This window comes from Acinetobacter sp. 766875 (genome assembly GCF_000582055.1).
GTDB lineage: Bacteria > Pseudomonadota > Gammaproteobacteria > Pseudomonadales > Moraxellaceae > Acinetobacter > Acinetobacter nosocomialis.
On sequence record NZ_JEXX01000002.1, the window covers coordinates 277,278 to 303,804 of the forward strand.

Sequence of the window (26,527 nt, forward strand, 5' to 3'; positions counted from 1 at the left end):
TGTTTTTTAATGTTTTTGTCATCTTTATCAATTTTGTATGTAACATAAACAAGATATTCTACTCAATAAAATTGCTGTTTTGATTCTGTAACGCTTGCAGTTGTGAGCACTTTTGATACACTCAACTCCCCCTAACAATTTTAACGCACCGAGGCAAAATGACATGAAAGTAGGTCTGGTCGGTTGGCGCGGGATGGTCGGTTCCGTCCTTATGCAACGTATGGTTGAAGAGAATGATTTTGCTCATATTGAGCCATTCTACTTCTCTACCAGTAATGCAGGTGGTGAAGCTCCTTCATTTGGTGGTAAGACTGCCCCAGCACTTATGGAAGCTACAGACATTACCAGTCTGAAGCAAATGGATGTCATTATTACCTGCCAAGGTGGTGACTACACGTCTGAAGTTTTCCCACAGTTAAAAGCAACTGGTTGGGATGGCTACTGGATTGATGCTGCATCTACTTTACGTATGTCTGATGATGCAATCATCGTTCTTGATCCAGTTAACCTTAACGTAATTAAAGACGGTTTAGCGAAAGGTACTAAAACTTTCGTTGGTGGTAACTGTACAGTATCACTTATGTTGATGGGCGTAGGCGCACTTTTCCAAAATAATTTGGTTGAGTGGATGACTGCTATGACTTATCAAGCAGCATCAGGTGCTGGCGCACAAAACATGCGTGAGTTGTTAACAGGTATGGGTTATTTGTACAACAATACCAAGACATTGTTAGATGATCCTAAATCTGCAATTCTTGATATTGATCGTCAAGTTGCTGAGTTACAACGTGGTGAAGGCTTCCCTTCTGCGAACTTTGGTGTGCCACTTGCTGGTTCATTGATTCCTTACATTGATAAACAGCTTGAAAGCGGTCAATCTAAAGAAGAGTGGAAAGGTCAAGTTGAAACCAACAAGATTTTAGGTAACTCTCAAATTGTTCCTATTGATGGTCACTGTGTGCGTATCGGTGCAATGCGTTGCCACTCTCAAGCATTAACCATCAAACTGAAAAAAGATGTTCCGCTTGATGAGATCGAAGATATGATTCGTAACTCAAACCAGTGGGCTAAAGTTGTACCAAATACACGTGAAGCATCAATGACTGATCTTACACCTGTAGCTGTGACTGGTACCTTAACTGTACCTGTAGGCCGTTTACGTAAACTCAATATGGGTAAAGAGTATCTCGGTGCATTCACAGTAGGCGATCAGCTACTTTGGGGCGCTGCTGAACCTTTACGTCGTATGTTACGTATTTTAGTAGAATACAAAAGCTCATAATTTAACCTGAATTATTCAGTCAAAATAAAAAGCCGATCACATTTGATCGGCTTTTTCGTAACTGGTTTGTGAAAAATTAACAATTTATTTACATTTCATTATTGTATAATTTTGAACGACTTTACGACTGATCAGGTCATGGATTGAGATGACTGCATATAACAAATTAAAAATTGCCATTTTCACCATTATGTCTTCGCCTTGTGTTTATGCGATTACATTAGATCCTATTCAAATTCAATCTGCACCTGGGGAATTACTTTATGCAGAAATGAATTTTCAGCAAGCAGATCCAAATACCCCATTACAAGTCAGTTTAGCCACTCAAGAAGATCTTAATAGTTTGGGAGTCACTCACCAACCTCCTGGTAATCTGAACTTTTATACACGCCAAAATGGCCAAGGTTCTGGCGTTATTGTGATTACCTCATCTCGTCCTATTATTGATCCTGAATTGAATATTGTCGTAAAAGTCAGTGAAGGTAATGCAACTCGTCTTCAACATATTAAAACCGTTTTAAAGCCATCGCCTATAAAAAAGGTCGCTGCTAACGAAAGTCCACTTTCACCGCAATTTATCGTAAATGAAAAAGACATCGCGTTAAACTTACCGGAAAGTACTCGATACACACCTGCTGAGACAGCAACAGCCGTAGCAGAAACTCCAGCTAATGAACGTAATCTAAATATTAGTACTGGAACTGCTCCAGCTTTGAATAGCTCTGCTCCTGCGACGCCTTTTGCCGAAAAACCTTCGACTCAAGCGCCACAGCAAACTATAGCAGCAATGAGTACTGAGCCATCTGCTATAGAAAAACAGCCATCTACGCCTCTTAAACCAAGCAATGACAATCAAACAACTACAGTCAAAAAAGCAGCCCAACCTAAGCCTGCTCAACAAAAAAATCTATTAAGTAAAAACACACAAAAAAAACAAAAAATAAGCACCTATAAAGGTCCAGCACCTACAGGTAAGTATGTCGTACAACGTAATGAGTCTTTATGGTCTATTGCTAATCGTATCGCAGCACAAACTAAACAACCTGTAGCTAAAGTCATGCGAGATATCCAAGCTCAAAATCGACATGCTTTTATCCAAGGCGATGTAAACCGTTTACGTCAGGGAATTTCACTAAATTTAACAGCAGCAAATACAGCCAAAGCGCCTCATACAAAACCTAAATCAACTGAAGCTAACTTAGCAAAACCTACTTCTGGCCGAGCTAAATATCGTTTGCAACAAGCTGAAATGAGCATTGTGGCAGAGAACAGCCCAAATTCTAATCATGGAAGTGCAAAAAAGAGCACACAACAAGGTCAAAACAATACTGAGTTAGCAGTAAAAGTTATGACAACTCGAGAAAAAACCGTTACATTACAAAGGAATGTAACCAAACTAAATCAAACTTTAAGTTTAAAAGACCAACGTATTCAACTTCTGAATGCGCGTTTGGCAGAGTTACAGCAGCAATTAAAAGCACAGCAACAAACTCACAAGCAAAAACACTAAGTTAAAACCAGAGTTAGCTCGCTTTATATTGCAAAATTTTATTTTTTAAGGGGAAAGTAATGTTATATGTGATTCCGTTTATCATATTACTCGTGGTTGCTGTTGTTTTAAAAAAGCGCGAGAATGGCCAAAAACAAGAGACCACCTCCCCAAAAAGTATAAGTAAAAAATCGGGCAAAAAAGCAGGTGCCAAATCGAGTAAAAGCTCGCGTGAAAAAAGTAAAACCAATGTAGTTGAAGAAGTCACTCCTGCTCTTCCACAAAGTAGTCCTGTTCCTGAGGCTGTTCGTCAAAATATTCAACAGCTCATTCAAGAAAAACAGTTTTCAGCGGCTGAAGCTCAAGTCAATCAGGCACTAAAAAAAGACAATACCCAGCATGAATTGTATTTATTACTTCTTGAAGTTCATATTGCTCAAAAAGATGAATTCGCGATTCAACAACTAATTAGCCACATTCGCAGTTTGGCATTAAATGAAATCGCGATTAAAGCAGAAGCAAGACAAAAAGAATATGAATCTGCAAGACAACCCGATGCTATTGATTTTCCTCAAGCTCAATCGTATGAAGAACCGAAAAACACACCTGACACAACTGCTCAGTTTGACCAGTTAACAACAAGTTCTTCTGAAACTTCTTTTGATGACTTGCAGAAAGACTATACACCTGTAAAACAAGAACCAGCAGTTGAAGTTGAACCTTTAGAATTTAACTTTTCATTCGAAAAAACTACAGCTACCGAAAATATCAGTCAATCCCTACAGGAACCAGAACAATCAACATCTCAGCAAATACCAGAAGTTTCGTCATCTCAAGAAACAAATGAACTAGCTGATTTAGAGTTTTCTTTTGACTTGGCACCTCTACATGAAAATGAAGAAAAAACTCAAGCAGTAGAAGTAAAAGCAAATCAAGAAAATAGCGTCAATGCATTAGATTTTAACCTTGACTTAAATCCTTCAATTTCAGAAAAAAAATCTGATGAACAAGTTCCATCATTAGATGAACTTACACTCGTAGAACAAGCACCATTAGAAGCGACCTCTATCGCACCTCTTGAGTTTTCGCTAGATGAACCTGCACTAGTTACAGCACCAGAAATTGAAACTCAAAACCATCTAGATATAGTAACTAAAGAGGCTACTCAAACTCAAATAGAGGATCCACTACTAGACGCATTTCCAGAATTAAAACAAGTAAATGAAAGTGAGCTCAACTTAAAACTGGCTGAGCAATATATCAAGTTTGGTGAGAACCAAGCAGCGCGCAATTTACTACAGGCTAATGAGCAAAAATTCAACACAGAACAACAACAACATGCGAAAAACCTACTTAATCGCATAGCTTCTTAGAACTGTTCGATTTACCATAAGCAGTCAGAGATGACTGCTTTTTTATGCCTGCAAAAATATGAAAAAAATAGCCTTATTTTACATGGGTGGTACTTTTGGTTGCGTCGGTGAGCCGTTAGCACCTATGCCTTATGACCAATTCTTACCTCAACTTGAGAAAGTGATACCTCCACACTTAACAGTTGACTGCTTTGCGGCACCCAATATTGTCGATAGCAGTGCATGTACGGCTCCTGATTGGTTACGCCTAATTCAACGCATACAACAACTACAACTTGAAGGCTATCAGCATTTCGTTGTTATTCACGGTACAGACACGCTCAGTTATGCGGCTGCGACCCTAGCTCGCTTTTTAGGCCAAAGCTGTCATATTGTGATTACTGGTAGCCAATACCCGTTACTCAATGTTCAAGGTGATAATACTCGTGAATTCACTGATGCAATCGAGAACTTATATCTTGCATTAGAACAAGTGATTAGCTTACCTGTAGGTGCTTATCTTGCATTCCATCATCAAGTATTCCATGCACAAACTGCATTAAAAACTCATACAACTGAACTCGATGCATTTTCAGGTTTAAGTAGTGAAGTTGAATTTACGCCTCAACAAAATGAATTGATCGTACAAGATGCTCAAATTGAACGAGCTGCTTCATTTCAGATTTTAAACTGGATGATGCAACCGATTTCAACACACCACTTGGTACAACAGTTACGTCACTTACTTCCTGCTCCACCGCACTTTTTAGTGTTACAAGGCTTTGGTACAGGCAATATCGCAGTTAACCCTGAACTATTGGCAACATTAGATGAACTCTATGCTCATGGTTGTGTTCCAATCTTGGCAACACAAGTGACATTTGGCGGCATTGACCAACGTTATGCAATTAGTGCATGGGCCAAAACTGCAAAAATTGTCATTAATGATGCACATAGTCATGCAGATCTTTATGCAAAAGCACTTCAAATCTATTTAAAATACCCAACCCCAGAACAATGGCTCAGCCATTGGAATGAAAATTTGCATTAAATAGAGGTAAAGCTATGCAACGTTATGCGATCGGTATTGAGTTTAGCGGAGTTCAATATCGAGGTTGGCAAACACAACAGCCAGGCGTTGCCAGCGTTCAGGAAACTATTGAGCGTGTACTCAGCAAAATCGCAGATGAACCCATTGCACTTCACGGTGCAGGTCGAACAGATGCGGGAGTACATGCAACCAATATGGTGGCTCATTTCGATACGAATGCCATTCGTCCAGAGACGGGATGGTTAAGAGGAGCAAATAGCCAATTACCTAAAGATATTTCCATCCAGTGGATTAAACTGATGGATGAAAACTTTCATGCGCGCTTTAAGGCGACGGCTCGACGTTACCGCTATGTTATTTATAACGCTCCTTGTCGCCCAGCCCTCTTACATAAACAGGTCACACACATTTACCAACAGCTAGATGTGCAGAAGATGATTAAAGCTGCTAGCAAATTTGAAGGTATACATAACTTTGAAACCTTTCGCGCAGCAGCATGCCAGTCCAATAAGCCTGTACGACATGTAACGCATTGCCGTCTATTTGAACATGGTCGCTACTTGGTATTAGATATTCAAGCAGATGGTTTTTTACACCATATGGTGCGTAATATTGTTGGATGCTTACTCGAAATTGGTCAAGGTATGTATGAAATAGACCATATCGATGCGATGTTTGCGGCACAAGATCGTAAAGCGGCAGGAGTCACGGCTCCACCTGATGGTCTCTACTTTATTCAATGTTATTACCCTGAGCAATTTGACTTGCCACAGCCACCACTTGGGCCACATTGGTTAAACCTACCTGAGTAGGCTTAACCCATTTTTATTAACGATGCTGTTTACGCTTACGGTACTCAACTGGTGTTTCATTGGTCCAGCGTTTAAACGCACGATAGAATGTACTTGGTTCAGAGAAACCAGTTAAATACACAATACGCTCTACGCTCTCACTGGTATTTGCCAAAAGTTTTTTAGCTAAACGGCAACGATAGTCAGAAAGTATTTGTTGGAAACTAGTATTCGCTTCACTCAACTGAGTGCGTAAACGACGTGGCGTAATATTTAATTGTGCTGCTACAGTTTCTAGCGTGGTTTCTCCACTTTCTAGTGTTGAACCAATCGCTCGACGAACCTCACCAACCAAATCATAACGAGCCAATTCTTGTAGCTTTTCAATTGCGAGCTGTTCATGCAGTTGCAATAGTTCAGGTTCCGCCTGCCAAAGCTGGAAGTCTAAAATGGCAGGATCAAAATATAGCCTTGTTTCTTTTTGCCCTAAACTTACCGGACAGCCATAAACTCGGAAATATTCATCTTCCGAAGCACCTTCACTAAAGTTAAAATCGATGAAGATAGGATGAAACTGACCTTCGGTAATAAATTTGAAGAATCGAAGCACACCAGAAATCGCACATTCTGAAAAATGACGATTCACAAGGTTATCAGCCCCCACTTGCTCACCATTGGTTAAATAGCAACGCCCATCTTCGACAACCAGCTTTGCATCAAATGCATCACTAATTAGACGTTGATACGCTAAAGCTCTTTTAAGGCCTTCACCAAAGGTTTCACTACTAATAAATAAATGTTCAATCACCTGACCACGGTACAAAGGCAAATGCTCACCTAAATGCAAACCGATGTCTGGATCTTTACTGACTTCCTGAGCTGCAGTCCAAAAGGCGTACTGTGCACTTAACGGAGTACGTGCATTTGTATCGACCTGATTTAAAGCGACTCCCGCTTTAGTTAATATTTCTTCTGTTGGCAATCCTGCACGACGAATTGCTTGATAGCCAAAACGTAATACAACTGATGCATCTGTTAGCTGACCCACGCAGTGCCCTTCCATGTAGATACTTCATTGATACTTAGGAGCTGTTGACTCTTTATGCATGAACAGTCCCTAATAACTATGATTTTAGATTAGCGTTGATTGACCAAACTGACAACAGAATTAGAGTTGTTTTGTGAAAAAAATTACATCTTTTTTACTAGTCATAGTTTAACCAGATGCTTTAACAAGAAGATGTCTATCTTGTTTTTTTTAAATAAATTGACTATAATTTGCGCCTTTCCAATTTGATCATCAGGTAGGCTATGGCCAATAAAGAGGAACTCATTGAGTTCGAAGGCGTTGTCACCGAAACGCTTCCTAATACGATGTTCCGTGTACGTCTTGAAAACGGTCACGAAGTTATTGCACACATTTCTGGTAAAATGCGTAAACACTATATCCGTATTCTTACTGGCGACAGTGTAAAAGTCGAAATGACTCCATATGACTTAACTAAAGGTCGTATTACGTACCGTGCTCGCTAATTAGTGAATGCAAAAAAGCCACTTCATGATGTGGCTTTTTTATTGCTTTATTTATTCACTTAATCGACTAGACTTACATCCAACTGTTTGGCATTCACGCAATCTTTCTTGTAGCCAATGGTTTCTTTCCTGCGTTGTCTGTAAACGACACTGCACGTCTACACTATTTCTATTTGAATCTGTACATTCAGCATCACGTTGACGTATCCACGCAAGCTGAGACTTCTTAAGCGTATTTCTTTGCGCCGCATTCAATTTTGCTCTTAATGCCTGATAATTTTTATTTAGATCTGCATCAGCACTCGCATAGATTTTATTTGTACAGTAAATATCATCATAGGTATTACGAGTAGTGTCGCAATTATCGGCATATACCGCTGTTACTCCAAAGCTGCATAAAAGTGCTAAAAGTATTTTTTTCATCATGTTTTCCTTAAGTTTTTTACGAAGTAATTATAAAGCCTTTCAGATGTGAGTATGAATTGCTAGATAAACTCATCCTCCATTTATCATAAACTTCCTTTTTTTCTTTACAAGCTAGGCAATCCAACCTACCGTTATCTAATAATAAATATAATTTGATAGAGAGAAAAATGAATATACCGAACCTATGCCGAATAACCTTGCTCTCAGTGATGTCTATTTATTTGAACGGTTGCGCAACTCAACCACGCCAATCTGTCGACTTACAAGAATATTTAAAAGGCTTTCTGGGCAAATCATCGACCACCATTCAACAAGAACTAAACTTACGCGGTCTTGGCTTTCAAATTGCGCATGTTCCACAAAAAACATCAAATCAACTCATCTACACGATTTTACGGCCATTAAGTATTCCCATTCCTATGGTGAGTAATGTAGAGATGGGTGGTAATCCAGTTCCTATCCAATCCGGGACATTAGGGAGCAACTCTTACGATGTTAATTTTAATTGCAAAGTTATTTTTCAGCTTAAAAATGACATTGCTGAATCAATCCAATATCAGGGCAAAGCCTGTTAAAACTTTTCGACAATAAAAAAACGCAGCGATTAGGCTGCGTTTTTTACCAAAGTAGCGATTAAGCAAGAGCAGCTACAACAGCTGCACCCATCTCGGCTGTACCTACTTTAGTCATGCCTTCAGACATAATATCGGCTGTACGGAAACCTTGATCAAGTACTTGCCCTACTGCATCTTCAATTGCTTTAGCAGCAGCTTCTTCACGGAAGGTATAACGAAGCATCATTGCAACAGAAAGAATGGTTGCTAATGGGTTTGCCACATTTTGACCCGCAATATCAGGCGCCGAACCATGACAAGGTTCATACATGCCTTTGCCATTTTCATCTAAAGAAGCTGACGGCAACATACCAATTGAGCCTGTAAGCATTGCTGCTTCGTCAGACAAGATATCGCCAAATAAGTTACCTGTAACGATTACGTCAAACTGTTTAGGTGCACGTACAAGTTGCATAGCAGCATTATCCACATACATATGTGAAAGCTGAATATTTGGATAGTTCGCTTGCTGTAAGTCAGTAACCGTTTGCTTCCAAAGCTCTGTCACTTCTAAAACGTTTGCTTTATCTACAGAACACACTTTACCGCCACGTAATCCTGCAAGTTCAAAAGCAACTTTTGCAATACGCTTAATTTCGCTCTCAGAATAAACGTCAGTGTTATAGCCCTGTTTTTCACCATTTTCGAGTTCACGAATACCACGTGGTTGACCAAAGTAGATACCACCAGTCAATTCACGAACGATCAAAATATCTAAACCTGCAACAATTTCAGGTTTTAAGCTAGAAGCATCAGCCAATTGTGGATATAAGATCGCTGGGCGCAAGTTAGCAAATAAGTTAAGTTCACTACGAATTTTTAAAAGACCGCGTTCAGGGCGAATAGAGCGTTCAATAGTGTCCCATTTTGGTCCACCAACGGCGCCTAATAAAATGGCATCAGCTTTTTTGGCTTGCTCACTTGTTACAGCTGGATATGGTTCTCCATGAGCATCAATCGCAGCTCCACCTAACAAGCCATGTTCCCAAGTCAAAGACAAATTAAATTTTTCATTTACTTTATTTAATACTTTTTCTGCTGCCCCAACAATTTCAGGACCAATCCCATCGCCAGCCAAAATTAAAATCTGTTTAGACATGAAGTTTTCCATTTTCAAAGACAAGACAGCGTTACGACTGCCGTGGTGTTAGTTTTTTCTGTTCGAGAAATTCACCGAGTCCTGTGGTTACATCAAATGGTCGACAAAAACGGCGAATTACACGCCCATCCTGCTCTAAGTCAACACATAATGGATCTGGTACAGAAACATTCAGCAAACTACCCGAACGGTTAGATTTGTCTCGGTACATTTTAAACATATAGCGATGGTTGGCTTTGAATTGGTGAATAACATGGATGGTTTCTGCCCGATCTGGAGAAATCGGATAGTAACGAATCACCACTTCATATTGTTTGGCAGGCACAGATAAATACAAACTATTGCTTTGACTTAACACCGAACCATTTAATCTCACAATTCCTTGATGAATTGCCTGATTACTAATACGACGTGTCTGTGCATCAACAACAGTAATATCATTTAGCCGTTCAAATTCGCAACTTTTTGCGCCCGAACAATATATTGCTGCATTCTGCCCCAAATTTTCTTGTTCAGCCTGCTTAATACGAACAGTATCCACTACATTGTAAGTGCTCTGACAAGCACTTAGTGTTATTGCGCACAGGCCCAACAAAAAGCTATGAGTAACGTTCCTCTTCATTGTTCAAGCCCAATCCTCATCTAGTGCATAATTTTAAGCTGTTGTTATGCTTTAGCATGTTAGCAAGAGTTTGAACACGACGCCATGACTATGTTTAAAATGTACCAAAAGGTTAATTTATCTCTTGGAATACCCAAGGACGAACCTGTTTGTTTTTTTCTTCATAAGCGCGAATTGCGTCCGCATTTTGAAGAGTTAAGCCAATATCATCCAAGCCATTTAACAAGCAATGCTTACGAAATGGATCCACTTCGAATTTAAATGCTTCACCTGTTGGTGTACGAACTTCTTGCGCAGCCAAATCAATTGTTAATTGATATCCTTTATTCGCAGCACATTCTTTGAATAATTGATCAACAATATTCTCAGATAAAATAACTGGTAACATGCCGTTTTTAAAACAGTTATTAAAGAAAATATCAGCAAAGCTTGGTGCAATAACGGTACGGAAACCATATTCGTTTAATGCCCAAGGTGCATGCTCACGACTTGAACCACAACCAAAGTTCGTACGAGCAATTAAAACTGTTGCTCCCTGATAACGTGGTTGATTCAAAACAAAGTCCGGATTTTTTGGACGTACCGAGTTATCTTGACCTGGGTAACCTTCATCTAAATAACGAAGTTCATCAAATAAGTTGTCACCAAAACCAGTACGTTTAATCGATTTTAAAAACTGTTTTGGAATAATTAAATCTGTATCGACATTGGCACGATCTAATGGTGCAACGATACCTTGTTCAACTGTATAAGCTTTCATGGTTTGCTCCAGACCGAATTAAAATGAACGAACGTCAACAAAATGACCTGCAATTGCAGCCGCTGCTGCCATTGCCGGACTTACCAAGTGAGTACGGCCACCATTCCCTTGACGACCTTCAAAGTTACGGTTTGATGTCGATGCACAGTGTTCGCCCGGTTGTAACTTGTCTGCATTCATGGCTAAACACATTGAACAACCCGGTTCACGCCACTCGAAACCAGCTTCCAAGAAAATTTTATCCAAACCTTCTTTTTCTGCTTGCTGTTTCACTAAACCAGAACCCGGAACAATCATCGCTTGCTTAATGCTAGAAGCCACTTTACGGCCTTTAACCACCTCAGCAGCAGCACGGATATCTTCAATACGTGAGTTAGTGCAAGAACCAATAAATACACGGTCAAGTTGAATTTCAGCCAATGCCTGACCTGCGTTTAACCCCATATATTGATATGCACGTGTCCAGTCACTACGTTGTACGTCATCTTTCGCTTGTTCTAAAGTTGGTACAGCTTTAGATACTGGAATTACCATCTCAGGTGAAGTTCCCCAAGATACCTGTGGTTCAATCTCTGCGCCATTTAACTCAACAACTGCATCAAAAACAGCATCATCGTCTGAATGTAAAGTGTTCCAATAAGCAACCGCTTGTTCCCACTGCTCACCTTTTGGTGCGTAGCTACGGCCTTTTACGTATTCAATGGTTTTGTCATCAACTGCAACCATACCAACACGTGCACCAGCTTCAATCGCCATGTTACATACCGTCATACGTCCTTCAATCGACATATCACGGAAAACTTGGCCACCGAACTCAATTGCGTAACCCGTACCGCCTGCGGTACCGATTTTACCGATAATCGCCAACACCACATCTTTTGGTGTTACACCCTTACCTAAAACGCCATCAACACGAACCAACATATTTTTTGATTTTTTCTGAATCAAACATTGTGTCGCTAAAACGTGTTCAACTTCAGATGTCCCGATACCATGTGCCAAACAACCAAAAGCACCGTGAGTTGCTGTATGCGAGTCACCGCATACTACCGTCATACCCGGTAAAGTTAAGCCTTGCTCAGGACCAACAACATGCACAATACCTTGGCGAATATCATTAATACCAAATTCAACGATATTAAATGCCTTACAATTATCATCTAAGGTTTGAACCTGAATACGAGACGTATCATCTTCAATACCTGCAATGCCCTGATCACGCTCTTTTTTAGAGGTTGGAACGTTGTGGTCTGGTGTAGCTACGTTTGCGCTTAAACGCCACGGTTGACGACCCGCAAGTTGCAAACCTTCAAATGCTTGTGGACTGGTTACTTCATGCAATAAATGACGGTCGATATAAAGTAAGCACGAACCATCATCACGCTCTGTAACTACGTGGTCATCCCACAATTTGTCATATAAAGTTTTGCCTGCCATGTCGTCTTGCTCCATTGGACTGGGTAATTCTAATCTTTCTTCGATTATAGCCAGAGTTTCACATAAATCTAATTTATCATTTTTATAAATTAGAAAACTTTTAGGAATCATTTCCTTCTTTATTTATATTACTCAAAAATATTTAAATCGGTTTTGTTAATGATTATCATTTGCATAATCCATTTTTAATCTTATACTCTTATCTCTATACTAAAAATATCAAATATAGGTAGAGAGAACGATGATGGCTAATATTCAAAAATTCGTTGTAAATAACCAACGTACATTAAAGAAAACCTTAAGTTACTACATTATGCATATTACGGTAGCAATGCTAGTCGCGTACTTTGTAACAGGTAACATTTGGATGGCTTTAACCTTAAGTATGTTAGAACCAACCGTACAAGCATTTGCATTTTTCTTTCATGAAAAAATATGGGCAGCAAAAGACCGTCGTATTTCAGCTTTAAACGAAAAAGAGACAACTGCTTAGGTTAAGATTAATACGCCAAATCACAAGTTTATAGAACGTTTGGCTGCAAGCATGATACGATTTTGGCTTGGCGACTTTAGCCTCTCTCGATTTTTCTATCCCAAGTAGAGTTGTATTATGAATCTTGCAGCCTTTGAAGCTTTTGTAAAAGTTATGGAAACAGGGTCTATCTCTGTGGCTGCAGATCAACTCTTTATTACCCAACCTGCTGTTACCAAACGTATTCATAGTCTCGAAGAATATTTCGGCGTAAAGCTATTTGAGTCGGCAGGACGTGGGGTTCAAGCCACTCATGCTGCGCATTCATTATTACCAAAAGTCAAAAGCTGGTTAAATGAACTTAAAGATATTCACCACACGCTAAGTCATGAACAAACACAAATACAAGGCCGTTTAAAAATTGGCACGAGTCATCACATCGGTTTGCACCACTTACCTGCTCCACTTAAACACTTTGTTCAGCAGTTTCCACAAGTCACTTTAGACGTACATTTTGTTGACTCAGAACAAGCACATGAACAGGTCCTTGCTGGTGATTTAGAGCTTGCATTTTTAACACTTCCACCTTCAGGTGATGAACGTCTTAACTACATTACCATCTGGAATGATCCTTTAGTTTTTGTAGCTGCGCCATTTCATCCATTGGCACAGCAAAAGAATCTCACTTTGCAAGATTTAATCGAATATCCAAGTTTGCTGCCTGCCGCACAGACTTATACAGCCCAAATTACTTTGGCCGAGTTTGAAAAACAAGGCCTTAAACCGAAAATTACTATGAGCAATAACCCTCTAGAGTCAATTCGTATGTTGGTCTCTATTGGTTTAGGTTGGTCAGTTTTACCAAAAACTTTATTGAATCAAGATATGCAGCAGCTCGATTTAAATGTCGAGATGAACCGTCAGCTAGGTATGGTATGGCACCCTGCACGTACGCAATCTAGAGCCATGCAAGAGTTGATTAAAATGATGCAAGAATAACGGTATTAATGGCTATATTTTTTAACAAGGATATAAATCAAAACCGCGAAAGGTAGTAGTAAAAATAGAACGCCCCAACTGAAACATATAGCAGCGAAAATAATTCCGCCAAGTGCACTCATAAACAGTAAAGCAATGATATAAATAAGTAACTCACCAAAAATAGCGGTAATGAGCTGATCTATAAATTCTTGAAAGAAACCATTGCTACCTTTACTTTTAGTGCGCTTATTTTTAGTCCTGCTATTTTAATTAATAAAGTTATATATTGATTAGAAATAATGCTGTAAATATATACCCTTTACTCTACTATCATTATACTTTTCGCTTAAGATTCATGATCGTGAAGAATCCATATTCAAAGATAATTAAAATCGGTTTATATATATTTATAACTTTAGCTGTCTTAGTTCTAGTTACATTTATTTGGTTTAAACCGATACGTGTTATTTTCACCCATCACCTTTCATTGTTACATTGTGATGGTCAAGTCTGTGTAGATGATCCAAAGACACAGCCTCTTGCAAAGACACTTTATAATCAGGCATTACAAGAAACCCAAGATAAAGTAGGTGCTTTTCATCAACAACCCCCTATGGTTTTTTGCTCAACTCCACAATGTGCCAATACCTTTGGTATGGAAAAAGCAGCCGCTAAAGCGGTTGGTAATTTGGGGTTATTGGTTGCACCGCGAGGCTGGAAAGATTTCTATATCACTCATGAGCTTATTCATCATCGACAAGCCGAAGAATGGGGAAATATAGCAATGCTGACTAAACCTAAATGGCTGGTAGAAGGCATGGCTTATAGCTTAAGTGATGATCCACGCCCTACGTTATCGGAGCCCTTTCAGCAATGGCGGGCTCAATTTAAGCTTTGGCATCAACAAAACCCTGACCCAAATATTTGGTATACCACAGAGAAAGTTAAATAATTTATTAAAGCGCATCATCTCCAGCGAGTTGAATCTTACTATCAGCAATTTCATTCATAAATTGTTGATAGTCGTTTAGATTACGCTCTGCATATTCTTCTGCATAGGTTTGTAATACGTCTATAATCGTATCGCCCTCTCCAAGATATCCTATAAGTACATCTGCATTTCCCGATTTTGCATGGGCATGCGCTAAAGCCAAGCCACAATCTTCAGCATACTTATAGAAATACTCTTCATCCATATCCTTAAGATTAAAAGAGATTTTCATATCACGTAACTGACGTACATGAAAATGTTGAGTTGATATTGAGGAAAACCCAAGAAATATATCACTTGCGGCCTGCATCAGTTGCTGGCCATGTATTACACGTTCACCTTCGTGATTTACTTGTTCTACAAATAACGGACTAAGAATTGATGGATTCGCTTCTTTCATTTGTAAAATTAATGGTTCCCGATCTGCATCCTGAAATAATGCTATGGCTGATCGTGTACCAACACTTCCGATACCAACCACTTTAAAAGCCACATCTGTACATTGATAACGATCAAAAAGGACTTGGCGATCATATTTCAAAGAGTCACGGTATTGTTTAAAGAATACGTCAACATCTTTACTAAATGGTTCATCTGCACTTGGATGCCATAATAACGGCGCATCATCTACAAAATGACGTAAACCTGTATCTTGGTCTTGCTGTGTAAGCTTCGGCAATACAGAGTACACCGTTTTTTTCTGCGCAGAATCAAGATCCTTTTCGCTTTTTTTTCTTAGTTTTCGGCATTCAGTATTTTCTAATAAGGTAACGGCATCAATTTTTTCATACCAAACTTGTAGAGGCGAAAGTTTGGCATTTTCTAATAAGTGCTGACGATAACTATTCAGCATTATTTTAACTGCTTTTAAACCCACTTTATCTGCAAGATTAATATCGCGTGCTGCAATCACAAAACTGGTTGCTAAACGCTTTACATCCCATTCAAACGGGGCAACTAAAGTTTCATCAAAATCATTAATTCCAAATAACAGGTTGCGTTCTGGACTTGCAAAACCACCAAAGTTACTTAAATGACAATCACCACAAATCTGTTGAAATAAACCTGCATTTAGTGGCTCCCACACTTGGTCAAATAGCATCAAAGAAGGCATGCCACGATAAAATGTAAATGGTGAAACGCTCATCCGTTTTGCACGAATCGGTTTGAGTTTTTCTAAACGTCCTTGGTTACTCCAATCATAGATCGTTAAAGCAGTTGATCCTTCTGGCCTTTCGGAAAGTTTTGAAAGTTGTTCAAGCGGTACTTTTTTCCGTTGAGTCTTACCTAATTTAAAACCCTCACTTTTACTCAGTAATTTTCCTTGATAGCTATGACGTGTTAAATCAATGCTTTGATTATTCCAAAGTTGTTCTGGTAATTTAATCTGTGGTGTTTTTGACATTATTACCTCTTTTTTTAAATTTATTTTTATTGAACTTATCAATATTTATTTTTGGATTAGGATTTTCATGGGATATAAAAAGAATGATTTAAACCTAATGAATTAAGAGTTGGAAAACCTTAAATACCGTATGGGTCTTCCAACTCTACAATCTTAAATCGACCAGTCCTGAATTTCCCAGTTATGCTCTTGAGCTAACTTTTCTAGACGATCATCAGGATTTACAGCAATTGCATGTGTTGCATATTCAAGTAAAAAACGGTCATTGATTGAATCTGAATAAGCCCAAGACTCAGACACACTGCGTCCAGCCAACCAATCGTCAAGACGCGCAAGCTTACCTTTTTGATAACATGCTAAGCCTGCAACTTTACCTGTATATTTGCCATCAACAACTTCGGCATTGGTTGCTAAAATTTCAGTAATGCCAAATTCACGGAAAATCGGCGCCGTAATAAAATCACTCGTTGCCGTAATACCCACAATGGTATGGCCTAAATCTTGATGTTTCTTAATCGCCTCAAAACCTTTAGGACGCATTTGAGGGCGAATTACTTTTTCCATAAACAACTGATGAAGCTCAGTTAAATAGTTATTGTCATGCTTAGTTAAAAAGCCAAAAACAAATTCATTATAAGCATAGGGGTCAAGTTGCCCTGCTTTGTAATCTTCATAAAATTTATCATTCATCTGACGATGATGAACCGGATCAACCAAACCTTCATTGACTAAAAATTCACCCCAAGAATGGTCTGAATCGGTATTTAACAAGGTATGGTCTAAATCAAACAACGCCAGTTTCATGAAAATTCTCGTTTAAACTGAAATTTAAGAAAAAAAATGTAAATCTATCTCCGCTAGTCGATAGAAATTCGTTAAGATCGTAACAATTTAAACATTTTACTTTGATCTTTTCGAGCTGGACATAAAAAGTTGTTGGTCCCCGTGGTCAAAGTCAACGATATAGACAAATATTTAGGTAGCCAAATGATCGACTCAGAAGGTTTCCGACCGAATGTCGGGATCATTTTGGCAAACGATGATGGACAGGTTTTATGGGCAAAGCGCATTGGTCACAATGCTTGGCAATTTCCACAAGGAGGCATCCAGTTTGGAGAAACCCCTGAACAGGCACTTTTTCGAGAACTGAGAGAAGAAATCGGCTTATTGCCCGAACATGTCCAGATTATTGCGCAAACCAAGGGATGGCTGCGTTATCGTTTGCCACATCGGTACATTCGGTCAGACTCTGACCCCGTATGTATCGGACAGAAACAAAAATGGTTTTTACTGAAGTTAACTGCGCCTGCAAAAAATATTCAGTTGAACCTCTCTGACCCGCCCGAATTCGATGAATGGCAGTGGGTTAGCTATTGGTATCCTCTTGGTCAAGTGGTGAACTTTAAGCGTGATGTTTACCGCAAAGCCATGGTGGAGTTGTGTACACAGTTGCCTATGCAACAATTACCCTAAAAATCATTTATCTAGCAAATGATTTTTATTAAAAGTGCTGTTATAAATACATTCATAGTCTAAAAAATACTGGAGTATACATCCATGTCAAACATGCAACTCGACACTCTAAGACGCATTGTCCAAGAGATTAATGCGTCCGTGAGTTTGCATGAATCGTTAGACATTATGGTCAATCAGGTTGCTGAGGCCATGAAAGTGGATGTTTGCTCTATTTATTTACTCGATGAACGCAATCAGCGTTATGTCTTGATGGCCTCAAAAGGCTTAAATCCAGAATCTGTTGGACATGTCTCATTGCAGTTAGGTGAAGGCTTGGTCGGTCTGGTTGGGCAACGTGAGGAAATCGTTAACCTTGATAATGCCCCAAAGCATGAGCGCTTCTTGTACTTACCCGAAACGGGCGAAGAAATTTATAACTCATTCCTCGGCGTACCTGTCATGTACCGTCGTAAGGTTATGGGTGTTTTAGTCGTCCAAAATAGACTTCCTCAAGATTTTAGCGAAGCAGCCGAGTCCTTTTTAGTTACGCTATGTGCACAGCTTTCCGGGGTAATTGCACATGCTCACGCGGTTGGTAACATCGATGTATTTCGTAAACCAAGCAATGGACCTGCCTATAAAACCTTCCAAGGCGCTTCAGGTGCAGGCGGTGTTGCTTTAGGCCGCGCTATCATTTTATATCCACCTGCCGATTTGGGTGCTGTCCCTGACCGTGAAGCAGAAGATATTAGCCATGAACTTCGCCTTTTAGATCAAGCGATCTCATCAGTTCGTTCAGAGATTCGTTCTTTAGACGAAAAAATGCATGATTCACTCATGGCAGAAGAACGCGCTTTATTTAGTGTTTTCTTAAGAATGCTAGATGAAAATGCATTACCTGCAGAAATTAAAGATCTGATTCGTGATGGTCATTGGGCACAAGGTGCTGTACGTCGTGTAATTGAAAAGCACACTGCCCTATTTGCGCAAATGGAAGATGATTATCTTCGCGAACGCGTTTCCGACCTTAAAGATTTAGGCCGACGTATTTTGGCATGTTTACAAGAAGAAGATTCTAGCCACCGTGAACTCAGTCCAGACAGTATTTTAATTGGTGAAGAAATTAGTACTGCTGCGCTCGTCGAGTTACCGGTCGATAATATCGCTGCTATTGTAACCTCAGAAGGTGCAGCTAATTCACATATGGTGATTGTGGCACGCGCATTAGGTATTCCAACTGTAGTTGGTGTAACCGAACTGCCTGTAAATACGCTTGATGACGCGGAAATGATTGTGGATGCCTATCAGGGCCGTGTTTTTGTGAACCCTCCACGTCGTTTACGCCAACGCTATAAAGAAATTCAAAAAGAAGACGAGCAAATCGCAAAAGATCTCAAACAATACGAGACCAAAGAAGCGATTACTCCTGATGGGGTTTCTGTTCAACTTTTTGTAAACACGGGTCTCATGATTGATGTTGTTCGCGGCGTACAACGCGGCGCGCAAGGTGTAGGTCTCTACCGAAGTGAAATTCCATTCATGTTACGGGAACGTTTCCCAGGTGAAGAAGAACAACGTGCAATCTACCGCCAACAGTTGAGTCACTTTGCCAATAAACCAGTGGTAATGCGAACCCTCGATATTGGTGCCGATAAAGATTTACCGTACTTCAGTATCGAAGAAGAAAACTCGGCATTAGGATGGCGCGGTATTCGTTTTACACTCGATCATCCGGAGATTTTCTCAGCACAAATCCGGGCAATGCTCAAAGCCAGTATTGGTTTAAATAACTTGCATATTCTATTGCCAATGGTGACAACAGTAAGTGAAGTCGAAGAAGTACTTTATTTACTTGAGCGAGACTGGATAGCCGTGCAAGAAGAAGAGCAAGTTAAAATTACTAAACCAAAAATCGGGATTATGGTAGAGGTACCAAGTGTACTGCTACAAATTGATGAGTTTGCTGAACTTGTCGATTTCTTCTCGGTTGGTTCAAATGACTTAACTCAATACTTACTTGCGGTAGACCGTAATAACCCGCATGTGGCTAGCGTATATTCACACTTCCATCCATCTATTTTGCGTGCGTTGACTCGACTGGTGAAGGAATGTCACAAATACCAAAAACCGGTAAGTATTTGTGGTGAGATGGCGGGTGACCCATTATCAGCAATCTTACTAATGGCAATGGGCTTTAATACTCTTTCTATGAGTTCAAGCAATATCTTGCGTGTGCGTAAAGCAATTTGCCATGTACCAATGACAGATGCCCAAAAGTTACTTGATGATGTCATGAAAATGAATAACCCGCTTATTGTAAAAAGCTGGCTTGAGTATTACTTTAAAACGCATGGTTTGGCGGATATGGTTAAATCTAATCGCCTTGTCACCGTATAAATATTTAAAAAAGGAGAGTTTTAACTCTCCTTTTTAATTGAACTAGTTTTAGTTTTTTCTTTTTTCAAATCCTCATTTACCGTACTCACCAATTTTGCTTAACCCTTAAAATCGATTTTACCTATTAATATAGACAATTTAATCCATTTGAAAAATAAACAATCAAATTTTAGTATATTTAAAGAACGAAATTGAAAGATATTGCGATGTTTCAATGATTAAGGAGCTCATGCCATGCATCATTATTTGCAAAAGTCGAACCATTTTCCCTCTTGTTTTTTAGCCTTCATGCAGTAAATTGAAGGAATAATAAACAAAGGAAACTCATGTATTGTTGAATAAAAATGATGAGCTGACATAACAGTGAAAAAATTTTTAAAACGGTTTATCTCACCATTTGTTTCCTCATTTCTTTATTCGATAAGCATCATTTTTTAACCCAGAAGTCCAGGAAAATGAGCTTTCGGTTCCATTAAGAGCTCAAATAAATATTACCCAGAGAGAATATAATCATGTCAAACGAATCAAAATGTCCTTTTTCAGGTCATAACTCAAAACCGCAAGTAACAGTCGGTGGTGGCACGACTAATTTGCACTGGTGGCCAAATCAATTACGCGTCGACTTACTCAATCAACATTCAGAACGCTCTAATCCACTTGGTAAAGATTTTAATTACCGTGAAGAATTTAAAAAAATTGACTACTACGCACTTAAAGCGGATATCAAAAATGTCTTAACCGATTCCCAAGATTGGTGGCCAGCCGATTGGGGAAATTACACAGGCTTATTTATTCGTTTAGCATGGCATGCTGCCGGCACCTACCGTATGGGTGATGGCCGTGGTGGTGCGGGTCGTGGTCAACAACGTTTTGCGCCTTTAAATAGCTGGCCTGACAACGCAAGTTTAGATAAAGCACGCCGTTTACTATGGCCTGTTAAACAAAAATACGGTCAAAAAATATCATGGGCTGACTTATTTATTCTTGCCGGAAACATTGCACTTGAGTCTTCTGGCTTCCGTACCTTTGGTTTTGGTGCAGGCCGTGAAGATGTTTGGGAACCAGACAACGATGTAAACTGGGGCGATGAAAAAGAATGGTTAGCTCACCGTAACTCTGAAGCTTTAGCTGGCAGTAATCTTGCGGCAACCGAGATGGGACTAATTTATGTAAACCCTGAAGGTCCAGAAGCTAGCGGTGACCCAAGATCAGCTGCGCCGTTTATTCGCGCGACTTTCGGCAACATGGCAATGGACGATGAAGAAATTGTTGCTTTGATTGCAGGCGGTCATACTTTAGGTAAAACTCACGGTGCAGCCTCTGCTGACCATGTTCATGCCGATCCAGAAGGCGCTCCAATTGAGCAAATGGGCTTTGGCTGGGCAAATAGCTATGGCACAGGTGTGGGTAAAGATGCGATCACGTCAGGTTTAGAAGTAATTTGGTCACAGACTCCAACACAATGGAGCAATTACTTCTTTGAAAACCTATTCAAATACGAGTGGGTACAAGAACGTTCACCTGCTGGTGCAATCCAATGGGTAGCAGCAGATGCTGAGGCAATTATTCCTGATCCTTTCGACCCGTCAATTAAACGTAAGCCAACAATGTTGACTACAGATTTGACTTTACGTTTTGACCCTGAATTTGAAAAGATCTCTCGTCGCTTCCATAACGACCCTCAAGCCTTTGCAAATGCTTTTGCCCGCGCATGGTTCAAATTAACTCACCGTGATATGGGTCCAAAAGCACGTTATTTAGGTCCCGAAGTTCCTGCTGAAGATTTAATTTGGCAAGACCCATTACCGGCCGCTAACGCTATTCCATCTGCTGCAAGTATTGCTGATGCAAAAGCAAAAATTGTGGCATTAGGATTATCTGCCGGTGAGTTGGTTTCTCTTGGTTGGGCATCAGCATCAACATTCCGTGGTGGAGACAAACGCGGTGGAGCAAACGGTGCACGCATTGCTTTAGCTCCTCAACGTGGTTGGGAAGTCAATAAAAAAGCTGTTGAGACTTTAACTAAAATTGAAGAACTCAAAGCATCAACTCAATTATCATTGGCTGACTTAATTGTGCTTGCAGGGAACATCGGTGTAGAACAAGCTGCTCAGGCGGCAGGTTTCAACGTTAGCGTACCATTCGCTCCTGGTCGTGTAGATGCATTACAAAGTCAAACTGATATCGAAACTTTCCAACTACTACTCGGCGCTGCTGATGGCTTTAGAAACTGGAAAAAACAGGGAGTCAACACACCAGCTGAAATCTTATTGATTGATAAAGCTCAGCAACTGACTTTGACTGCACCAGAGTTAACTGCATTAATTGGTGGTTTACGTGTACTGGGCACCAATTGGGATGGTTCACAGCATGGTGTATTCACTCAGCAAGTCGGTGTACTTAGCACAGATTTCTTTACAAACTTACTCGACATGTCGAATGTATGGGCACCTGTTGATTCAACAAGTGAAGTATTTGAAGGCAAAGATCGTAAAACAGGTGCAGTTAAATTTACTGCAACACGCAATGATTTAGTCTTTGGTTCTAATTCAATCTTACGTGCATTGGCAGAGGTTTATGCTCAAGCCGACGGTAAAGAAAAATTTGTTAAAGACTTTGTTGCAGCATGGACAAAAGTCATGAATCTTGACCGTTTTGACTTAGCTTAATTTAAGTCGAAATAATAAAAAGCCAGTTCAATTTAAACTGGCTTTTTTAATATAAAAACCATAGGCTTTTAGACAGTCAATTTATGCCCTTCTCGAATACAATAAAAGGGATTAGCAAGTTTTGATGAAGCTTTAATAGCTTGAGCTAAAGCATGTTCAGGGTCTTCCCGATCTTCATCTGTTAACTGGAAAGTTCGATAGTGAATCGCTACAGAACGATGCGCTTGTAAATCCAAATGTGCATGAACTGCATCTTGAGGGTTCATGTGAACGTAGCTCATTAGTTTACGAGGTTCATAAGCTCCAATTGGAAGTAAAGCAACACGTGGTGCGCCATAACGTGCATGTATCTGTTTGAAGTGTGCTGCATAGCCAGTGTCACCAGCGAAAAAACAATGACCTGTTTTTGCTAAAACCGAAAAACCACCCCAAAGTGCTTTATTTTGATCACGTAAGCCCCGCCCCGAACCGTGCTGAGCAGGTGTATAGACAATTCTTAACTCATGATAAGGAATTTCTTGCCACCAATCCATTTCAATGACATGGAAATCTTTAGGCAAGTAAAACCCGTTGCCAAGCCCTGTATAAATCGGCATCGCAAATTTCTTGTGCAACCATTCAAGCGTTGCCAAATCCATATGATCATAATGATTATGGCTCAGTAAGACTCCATGAATAGTGGGCAACTGTTCCAAAGCAAAACCGGCCGGGCATACACGGCGTGGTCCACGCCCATGCAACGGACTCGCATAATCACACCAAACCGGGTCGGTAATAAAGTTATATGGTCCAATTTGAATGAGTACAGTAGCGTGACCTACAAACCATACTTGCCAATCATCTAAATCCGCATGAGGACGGTTCTGTGGTAAGGCAATTGGTGTATTCACATGAGTTTCGTATTCACCTTGAATATCAACATTCCATGTATAAGATTCACGAGTGACTAACCAACGCAATAATTCTTTCGATCCTCGTGCAGGCGATCTAGGCTGCTGATTATAAAAACGGGTGTCGTTTTCATGGCCCAATTCAGGATGACAAAAAGGCGGTTTTATCCATGTATGCGTCCAACAGGACTGAGTCGGCAATTGATAAGTTAATGTCGGCTTGTCTTTCATGGGCTTATTCTATGGTTGTAGCATCAGGAGGATGATTCATTCAATTTTCTATCTTAGCGATTTAAATAAATTAAGCTATGACACTTACACTTATTTATCATATAAATATCCCTTTATTTTTGTCGCCGCCGACATACACCAATCTAAAGTGCCACAAAAAAATGTTTAGATGTGTTGAGTTTGTGATTCGTTACTTACAGTTCTTATTAAAAGCTACTGTATAACATAACAATAGTATATAATAAGTAATCTACAGCTAAAGCATGAACTACTTTTATCTTAGTTATTCAATAAATCTTTTAAATTGCTTAATTTTATCAACTTTTATCGATGCTTGATAAACTAAAAAATAGAGCAATATAAGTGTGATACATTTACTATAAAAATACTTTCCAAAATTTTTCGCTAAAAAAATCAACACCTAAATCTCTGCATTAATAATAGATTTTTTCATAATATGAGAAAACTTTAAGTGATTTTTAAAAAAGAAATTAAAATTTCCTATGAAAATTTAAAAAAAACAGTTAATAATCGGCAATTAATATATTTTATAAATTAATAATTAAGAAAAATTTCATATTAATTTAATAATGATTTATAAATTTTCATTTATTTTATAAATATCTAAAGCATCTTCACGCTATATAGTTTTATGCTTTATACTTTACTTAAATCATAGTAAGACATTTTTTGGATTAGTCTTATGGAATTACGCCATCTTCGATATTTCATCACTGTTGCTGAAGAATTAAATTTTAGTAAGGCCGCTCTAAAACTCTATACTGCTCAACCCTCCCTTAGCCAACAAATTAAAGATTTAGAAGAAGATGTCGGTGTACGACTTTTAAACCGCACAAAACGTAAAGTCGAGTTAACTGAAGAAGGTGAAGTATTTTTAGAACATGCCCGTTTAACACTTGCTCAAGCAGATAAAGCTGTAGCGATGGCACGTCAAGTCTCAAAGGCCAAACAACAATTATTACGTATTGGTTTTGTCCCCATTGCAGAAATGAAAATTTTCCCGTACGTACTTCCTAATCTACGATTACAACATCCTGACCTGACCATTGAACTATCAAGCTTAAATAATACAGAACAACTCAAAGCATTAAAAAGAGGTGAACTCGACATCACCTTCACTCGTGATAATACCGAAACCGATGAAATCCAAAGCCAATTTGTTTTAACAGAACCATTAATTTTTTTATTACCTAGAAACCATCCTTTGGCTAAATATGAACGCATTCCTGTAAAAGCTTTACACGGTATAGATTTTATTATTCCTGCCGCCGAACAATCGAATACGCTGCACAATACTATTTTAGAATTTACTAAAACTCATGGTATTGATCTGAATATCGTACAAAAGGCCGATAGTATTTTACTCAATATTAATTCGATTGGGTCAGGTCTAGGTTGTACGATTTTACCAGCCTATGTTGCACCTCTAGGTGTATCAAATACAGTAGTTCGCCCTTTAGATGTGGATTTACCTTCTTTAGATTTATTTGTCAGTTATCGTAAAAATACAGAATCTGTAGGTGTTAAAAGATTTATTGACCAGCTCAATAAAGTGTTTCATCTTGATAAGAATCTCGATTAAATACGACAAATTAAAGTTAACTTTATTTGGCAATAATAAATTAGTTAGAAAATCTAAATTAAAGTATAAAATAAATGAGCTTAAGATTTATTTTATACTTTTGATCCATTATTTAAATTGCGATAATTTTTTATATTTTAGCTTATCAAAAATATTATTTAAAAAGACAATCAAAAGTATAAACAATATATAAAACTTAATGTTAAATTAACCAAATAGTAAAAAAATAGTTTTTACGGCATAAGGAGAGTCGAGTAAATGTTGGGACTATTAAAGCATTTGGGGCGTAGCGTAAAAAACCGACCTCACTTCTTTATTGCTTTATTCGTTGGCGTTATTGCCGGAATTCTATTGACTTGGTTTACCGCATGGAAATGGTCTACTATTTTATTAGTAAGCTGGAACGGTTCGATTGGCTTATATTTATTGAATGTTTTCAAACTTATGAAAAATGCTGATCACTCTCAAATGCAGCAGCAAGCTAAAAAACAAGATGAAAGCAAATGGGTCATTATGCTGATTGTTTTACTTGCAATTTCTATGTGTCTAGTTGCTATATTAGTACAGCTGTCTCAGCTTCCTTCTGACCATTATGCAAAATTAGGACATGTTGCTTTAGCTTTACTTACCATTGTTTCAGCATGGCTTTTTATGCACACCGTTTTCGCCTTGCACTATGCACATGACTTTTACATGGCTTTATCCAGAAATGAAGAAAGTGGTGGATTAGATTTTCCAGGGACCAAAAATCCAACATATCCTGATTTCTTATATTTTAGTTATATTATTGGTACTTCAGCACAAACAGCAGATGTATCGGTTACCACTAGGCATATGCGTTTGCTAAACTTATTTCATTTCGTTCTGGCATTTGGCTTTAACACGACTATTTTAGCAATTTGTATTAACGTCGCTGCGGGTTTTATTAGCAATTAAAGCTTTTGATTAAAAAACAAAAAGCCACCTTAAAAGGTGGC

General features: G+C 39.0%; 25 protein-coding genes. 15 read left to right on the top strand and 10 right to left on the bottom strand.

What is annotated here, in order from left to right; translation table 11 throughout:
• Positions 1–163 precede the first annotated feature (163 nt).
• The 5 genes from asd to truA all read left to right on the top strand — a co-directional run bounded on the left by asd (position 164) and on the right by truA (position 5,986).
• Positions 164–1,282 (top strand): aspartate-semialdehyde dehydrogenase, encoded by a 1,119-nt coding sequence (gene asd, locus J576_RS03775; protein ID WP_002053322.1) that lies wholly within the window; start codon positions 164–166, stop codon positions 1,280–1,282.
• 148 nt (positions 1,283–1,430) lie between these two features.
• Positions 1,431–2,792, top strand: coding sequence for a type IV pilus assembly protein FimV (locus tag J576_RS03780; protein WP_002053414.1), 1,362 nt, complete (start codon positions 1,431–1,433; stop codon positions 2,790–2,792).
• A gap of 59 nt (positions 2,793–2,851) precedes the next feature.
• Positions 2,852–4,144, top strand: coding sequence for a T4P machinery localization factor FimV (fimV, locus tag J576_RS03785; RefSeq protein ID WP_002053287.1), 1,293 nt, complete (start codon positions 2,852–2,854; stop codon positions 4,142–4,144).
• A gap of 58 nt (positions 4,145–4,202) precedes the next feature.
• Positions 4,203–5,174: an asparaginase gene (locus tag J576_RS03790; protein ID WP_025467984.1), complete on the top strand. Its 972-nt coding sequence runs from the start codon at positions 4,203–4,205 to the stop codon at positions 5,172–5,174.
• A gap of 14 nt (positions 5,175–5,188) precedes the next feature.
• Positions 5,189–5,986, top strand: coding sequence for a tRNA pseudouridine(38-40) synthase TruA (gene truA, locus J576_RS03795; protein WP_002053407.1), 798 nt, complete (start codon positions 5,189–5,191; stop codon positions 5,984–5,986).
• A gap of 16 nt (positions 5,987–6,002) precedes the next feature.
• Here the strand turns inward: truA and J576_RS03800 are convergent, their stop codons facing one another.
• Entirely contained in the window at positions 6,003–7,013 is a 1,011-nt protein-coding gene (locus J576_RS03800; protein WP_004710706.1) for an AraC family transcriptional regulator, read from the bottom strand.
• 263 nt (positions 7,014–7,276) lie between these two features.
• Here J576_RS03800 and infA point away from each other — a divergent pair, with 263 nt between their 5' ends.
• A complete protein-coding gene (infA, locus tag J576_RS03805) occupies positions 7,277–7,498 on the top strand; it encodes a translation initiation factor IF-1 (protein WP_001284370.1) in 222 nt (73 codons plus the stop codon).
• Positions 7,499–7,549: 51 nt separating this feature from the next.
• Here infA and J576_RS03810 read toward each other — a convergent pair whose 3' ends face one another.
• Positions 7,550–7,924, bottom strand: a complete 375-nt coding sequence (locus J576_RS03810) for a lysozyme inhibitor LprI family protein (RefSeq protein WP_002053311.1) — start codon at positions 7,922–7,924, stop codon at positions 7,550–7,552.
• 167 nt (positions 7,925–8,091) lie between these two features.
• Between J576_RS03810 and J576_RS03815 the strand changes: the two genes are divergently transcribed.
• On the top strand, positions 8,092–8,499 hold the full coding sequence (locus J576_RS03815; protein ID WP_031951290.1) for a hypothetical protein: 408 nt from the start codon (positions 8,092–8,094) through the stop codon (positions 8,497–8,499).
• Positions 8,500–8,557: 58 nt separating this feature from the next.
• On the opposite strand, the gene leuB is transcribed toward J576_RS03815, so the two are convergent.
• From leuB to leuC, 4 genes are all read right to left on the bottom strand, one after another.
• Positions 8,558–9,637 carry a 3-isopropylmalate dehydrogenase gene (leuB, locus tag J576_RS03820; protein WP_002053431.1) on the bottom strand — a complete coding sequence of 360 codons (1,080 nt, stop codon included), beginning with the start codon at positions 9,635–9,637 and terminating at the stop codon, positions 8,558–8,560.
• 31 nt (positions 9,638–9,668) lie between these two features.
• Positions 9,669–10,259, bottom strand: coding sequence for a hypothetical protein (locus J576_RS03825; RefSeq protein ID WP_004710709.1), 591 nt, complete (start codon positions 10,257–10,259; stop codon positions 9,669–9,671).
• Positions 10,260–10,371: 112 nt separating this feature from the next.
• The gene (gene leuD, locus J576_RS03830; RefSeq protein ID WP_002053468.1) at positions 10,372–11,019 is read right to left on the bottom strand and encodes a 3-isopropylmalate dehydratase small subunit; all 648 of its coding nucleotides are present in this window, start codon (positions 11,017–11,019) and stop codon (positions 10,372–10,374) included.
• 18 nt (positions 11,020–11,037) lie between these two features.
• Positions 11,038–12,456: a 3-isopropylmalate dehydratase large subunit gene (gene leuC, locus J576_RS03835; RefSeq protein ID WP_002053327.1), complete on the bottom strand. Its 1,419-nt coding sequence runs from the start codon at positions 12,454–12,456 to the stop codon at positions 11,038–11,040.
• Between the two features lie 244 nt (positions 12,457–12,700).
• Here leuC and J576_RS03840 point away from each other — a divergent pair, with 244 nt between their 5' ends.
• Together J576_RS03840 and J576_RS03845 are read left to right on the top strand one after the other, a co-directional pair.
• Complete coding sequence (locus J576_RS03840; RefSeq protein WP_031951291.1) at positions 12,701–12,949, top strand: DUF2061 domain-containing protein; 249 nt, start codon at positions 12,701–12,703, stop codon at positions 12,947–12,949.
• A 117-nt stretch (positions 12,950–13,066) separates the two neighbouring features.
• The gene (locus tag J576_RS03845; protein ID WP_002053310.1) at positions 13,067–13,927 is read left to right on the top strand and encodes a LysR family transcriptional regulator; all 861 of its coding nucleotides are present in this window, start codon (positions 13,067–13,069) and stop codon (positions 13,925–13,927) included.
• Between the two features lie 5 nt (positions 13,928–13,932).
• Here J576_RS03845 and J576_RS19500 read toward each other — a convergent pair whose 3' ends face one another.
• Positions 13,933–14,112, bottom strand: a complete 180-nt coding sequence (locus tag J576_RS19500) for a hypothetical protein (protein ID WP_081401012.1) — start codon at positions 14,110–14,112, stop codon at positions 13,933–13,935.
• A gap of 152 nt (positions 14,113–14,264) precedes the next feature.
• Between J576_RS19500 and J576_RS03850 the strand changes: the two genes are divergently transcribed.
• Positions 14,265–14,861, top strand: coding sequence for a hypothetical protein (locus J576_RS03850; protein WP_025467985.1), 597 nt, complete (start codon positions 14,265–14,267; stop codon positions 14,859–14,861).
• A 4-nt stretch (positions 14,862–14,865) separates the two neighbouring features.
• Here J576_RS03850 and J576_RS03855 read toward each other — a convergent pair whose 3' ends face one another.
• Complete coding sequence (locus tag J576_RS03855) at positions 14,866–16,305, bottom strand: DUF2252 domain-containing protein (protein ID WP_002053483.1); 1,440 nt, start codon at positions 16,303–16,305, stop codon at positions 14,866–14,868.
• A 153-nt stretch (positions 16,306–16,458) separates the two neighbouring features.
• Positions 16,459–17,109 (bottom strand): HAD family hydrolase, encoded by a 651-nt coding sequence (locus J576_RS03860; RefSeq protein ID WP_002053378.1) that lies wholly within the window; start codon positions 17,107–17,109, stop codon positions 16,459–16,461.
• A 183-nt stretch (positions 17,110–17,292) separates the two neighbouring features.
• Here J576_RS03860 and J576_RS03865 point away from each other — a divergent pair, with 183 nt between their 5' ends.
• The 3 genes from J576_RS03865 to katG all read left to right on the top strand — a co-directional run bounded on the left by J576_RS03865 (position 17,293) and on the right by katG (position 22,826).
• Positions 17,293–17,778 (top strand): RNA pyrophosphohydrolase, encoded by a 486-nt coding sequence (locus J576_RS03865; RefSeq protein ID WP_000567255.1) that lies wholly within the window; start codon positions 17,293–17,295, stop codon positions 17,776–17,778.
• 84 nt (positions 17,779–17,862) lie between these two features.
• Positions 17,863–20,157, top strand: coding sequence for a phosphoenolpyruvate--protein phosphotransferase (gene ptsP / locus J576_RS03870; protein ID WP_004710729.1), 2,295 nt, complete (start codon positions 17,863–17,865; stop codon positions 20,155–20,157).
• A gap of 512 nt (positions 20,158–20,669) precedes the next feature.
• Complete coding sequence (katG, locus tag J576_RS03875; RefSeq protein ID WP_002053304.1) at positions 20,670–22,826, top strand: catalase/peroxidase HPI; 2,157 nt, start codon at positions 20,670–20,672, stop codon at positions 22,824–22,826.
• Between the two features lie 68 nt (positions 22,827–22,894).
• Here katG and J576_RS03880 read toward each other — a convergent pair whose 3' ends face one another.
• A complete protein-coding gene (locus J576_RS03880; RefSeq protein WP_002053273.1) occupies positions 22,895–23,947 on the bottom strand; it encodes an MBL fold metallo-hydrolase in 1,053 nt (350 codons plus the stop codon).
• 703 nt (positions 23,948–24,650) lie between these two features.
• Between J576_RS03880 and hcaR the strand changes: the two genes are divergently transcribed.
• On the top strand, positions 24,651–25,550 hold the full coding sequence (gene hcaR, locus J576_RS03885) for a DNA-binding transcriptional regulator HcaR (RefSeq protein WP_002053339.1): 900 nt from the start codon (positions 24,651–24,653) through the stop codon (positions 25,548–25,550).
• 258 nt (positions 25,551–25,808) lie between these two features.
• On the top strand, positions 25,809–26,486 hold the full coding sequence (locus J576_RS03890) for a DUF1345 domain-containing protein (RefSeq protein ID WP_002053205.1): 678 nt from the start codon (positions 25,809–25,811) through the stop codon (positions 26,484–26,486).
• Positions 26,487–26,527: the final 41 nt, after the last annotated feature.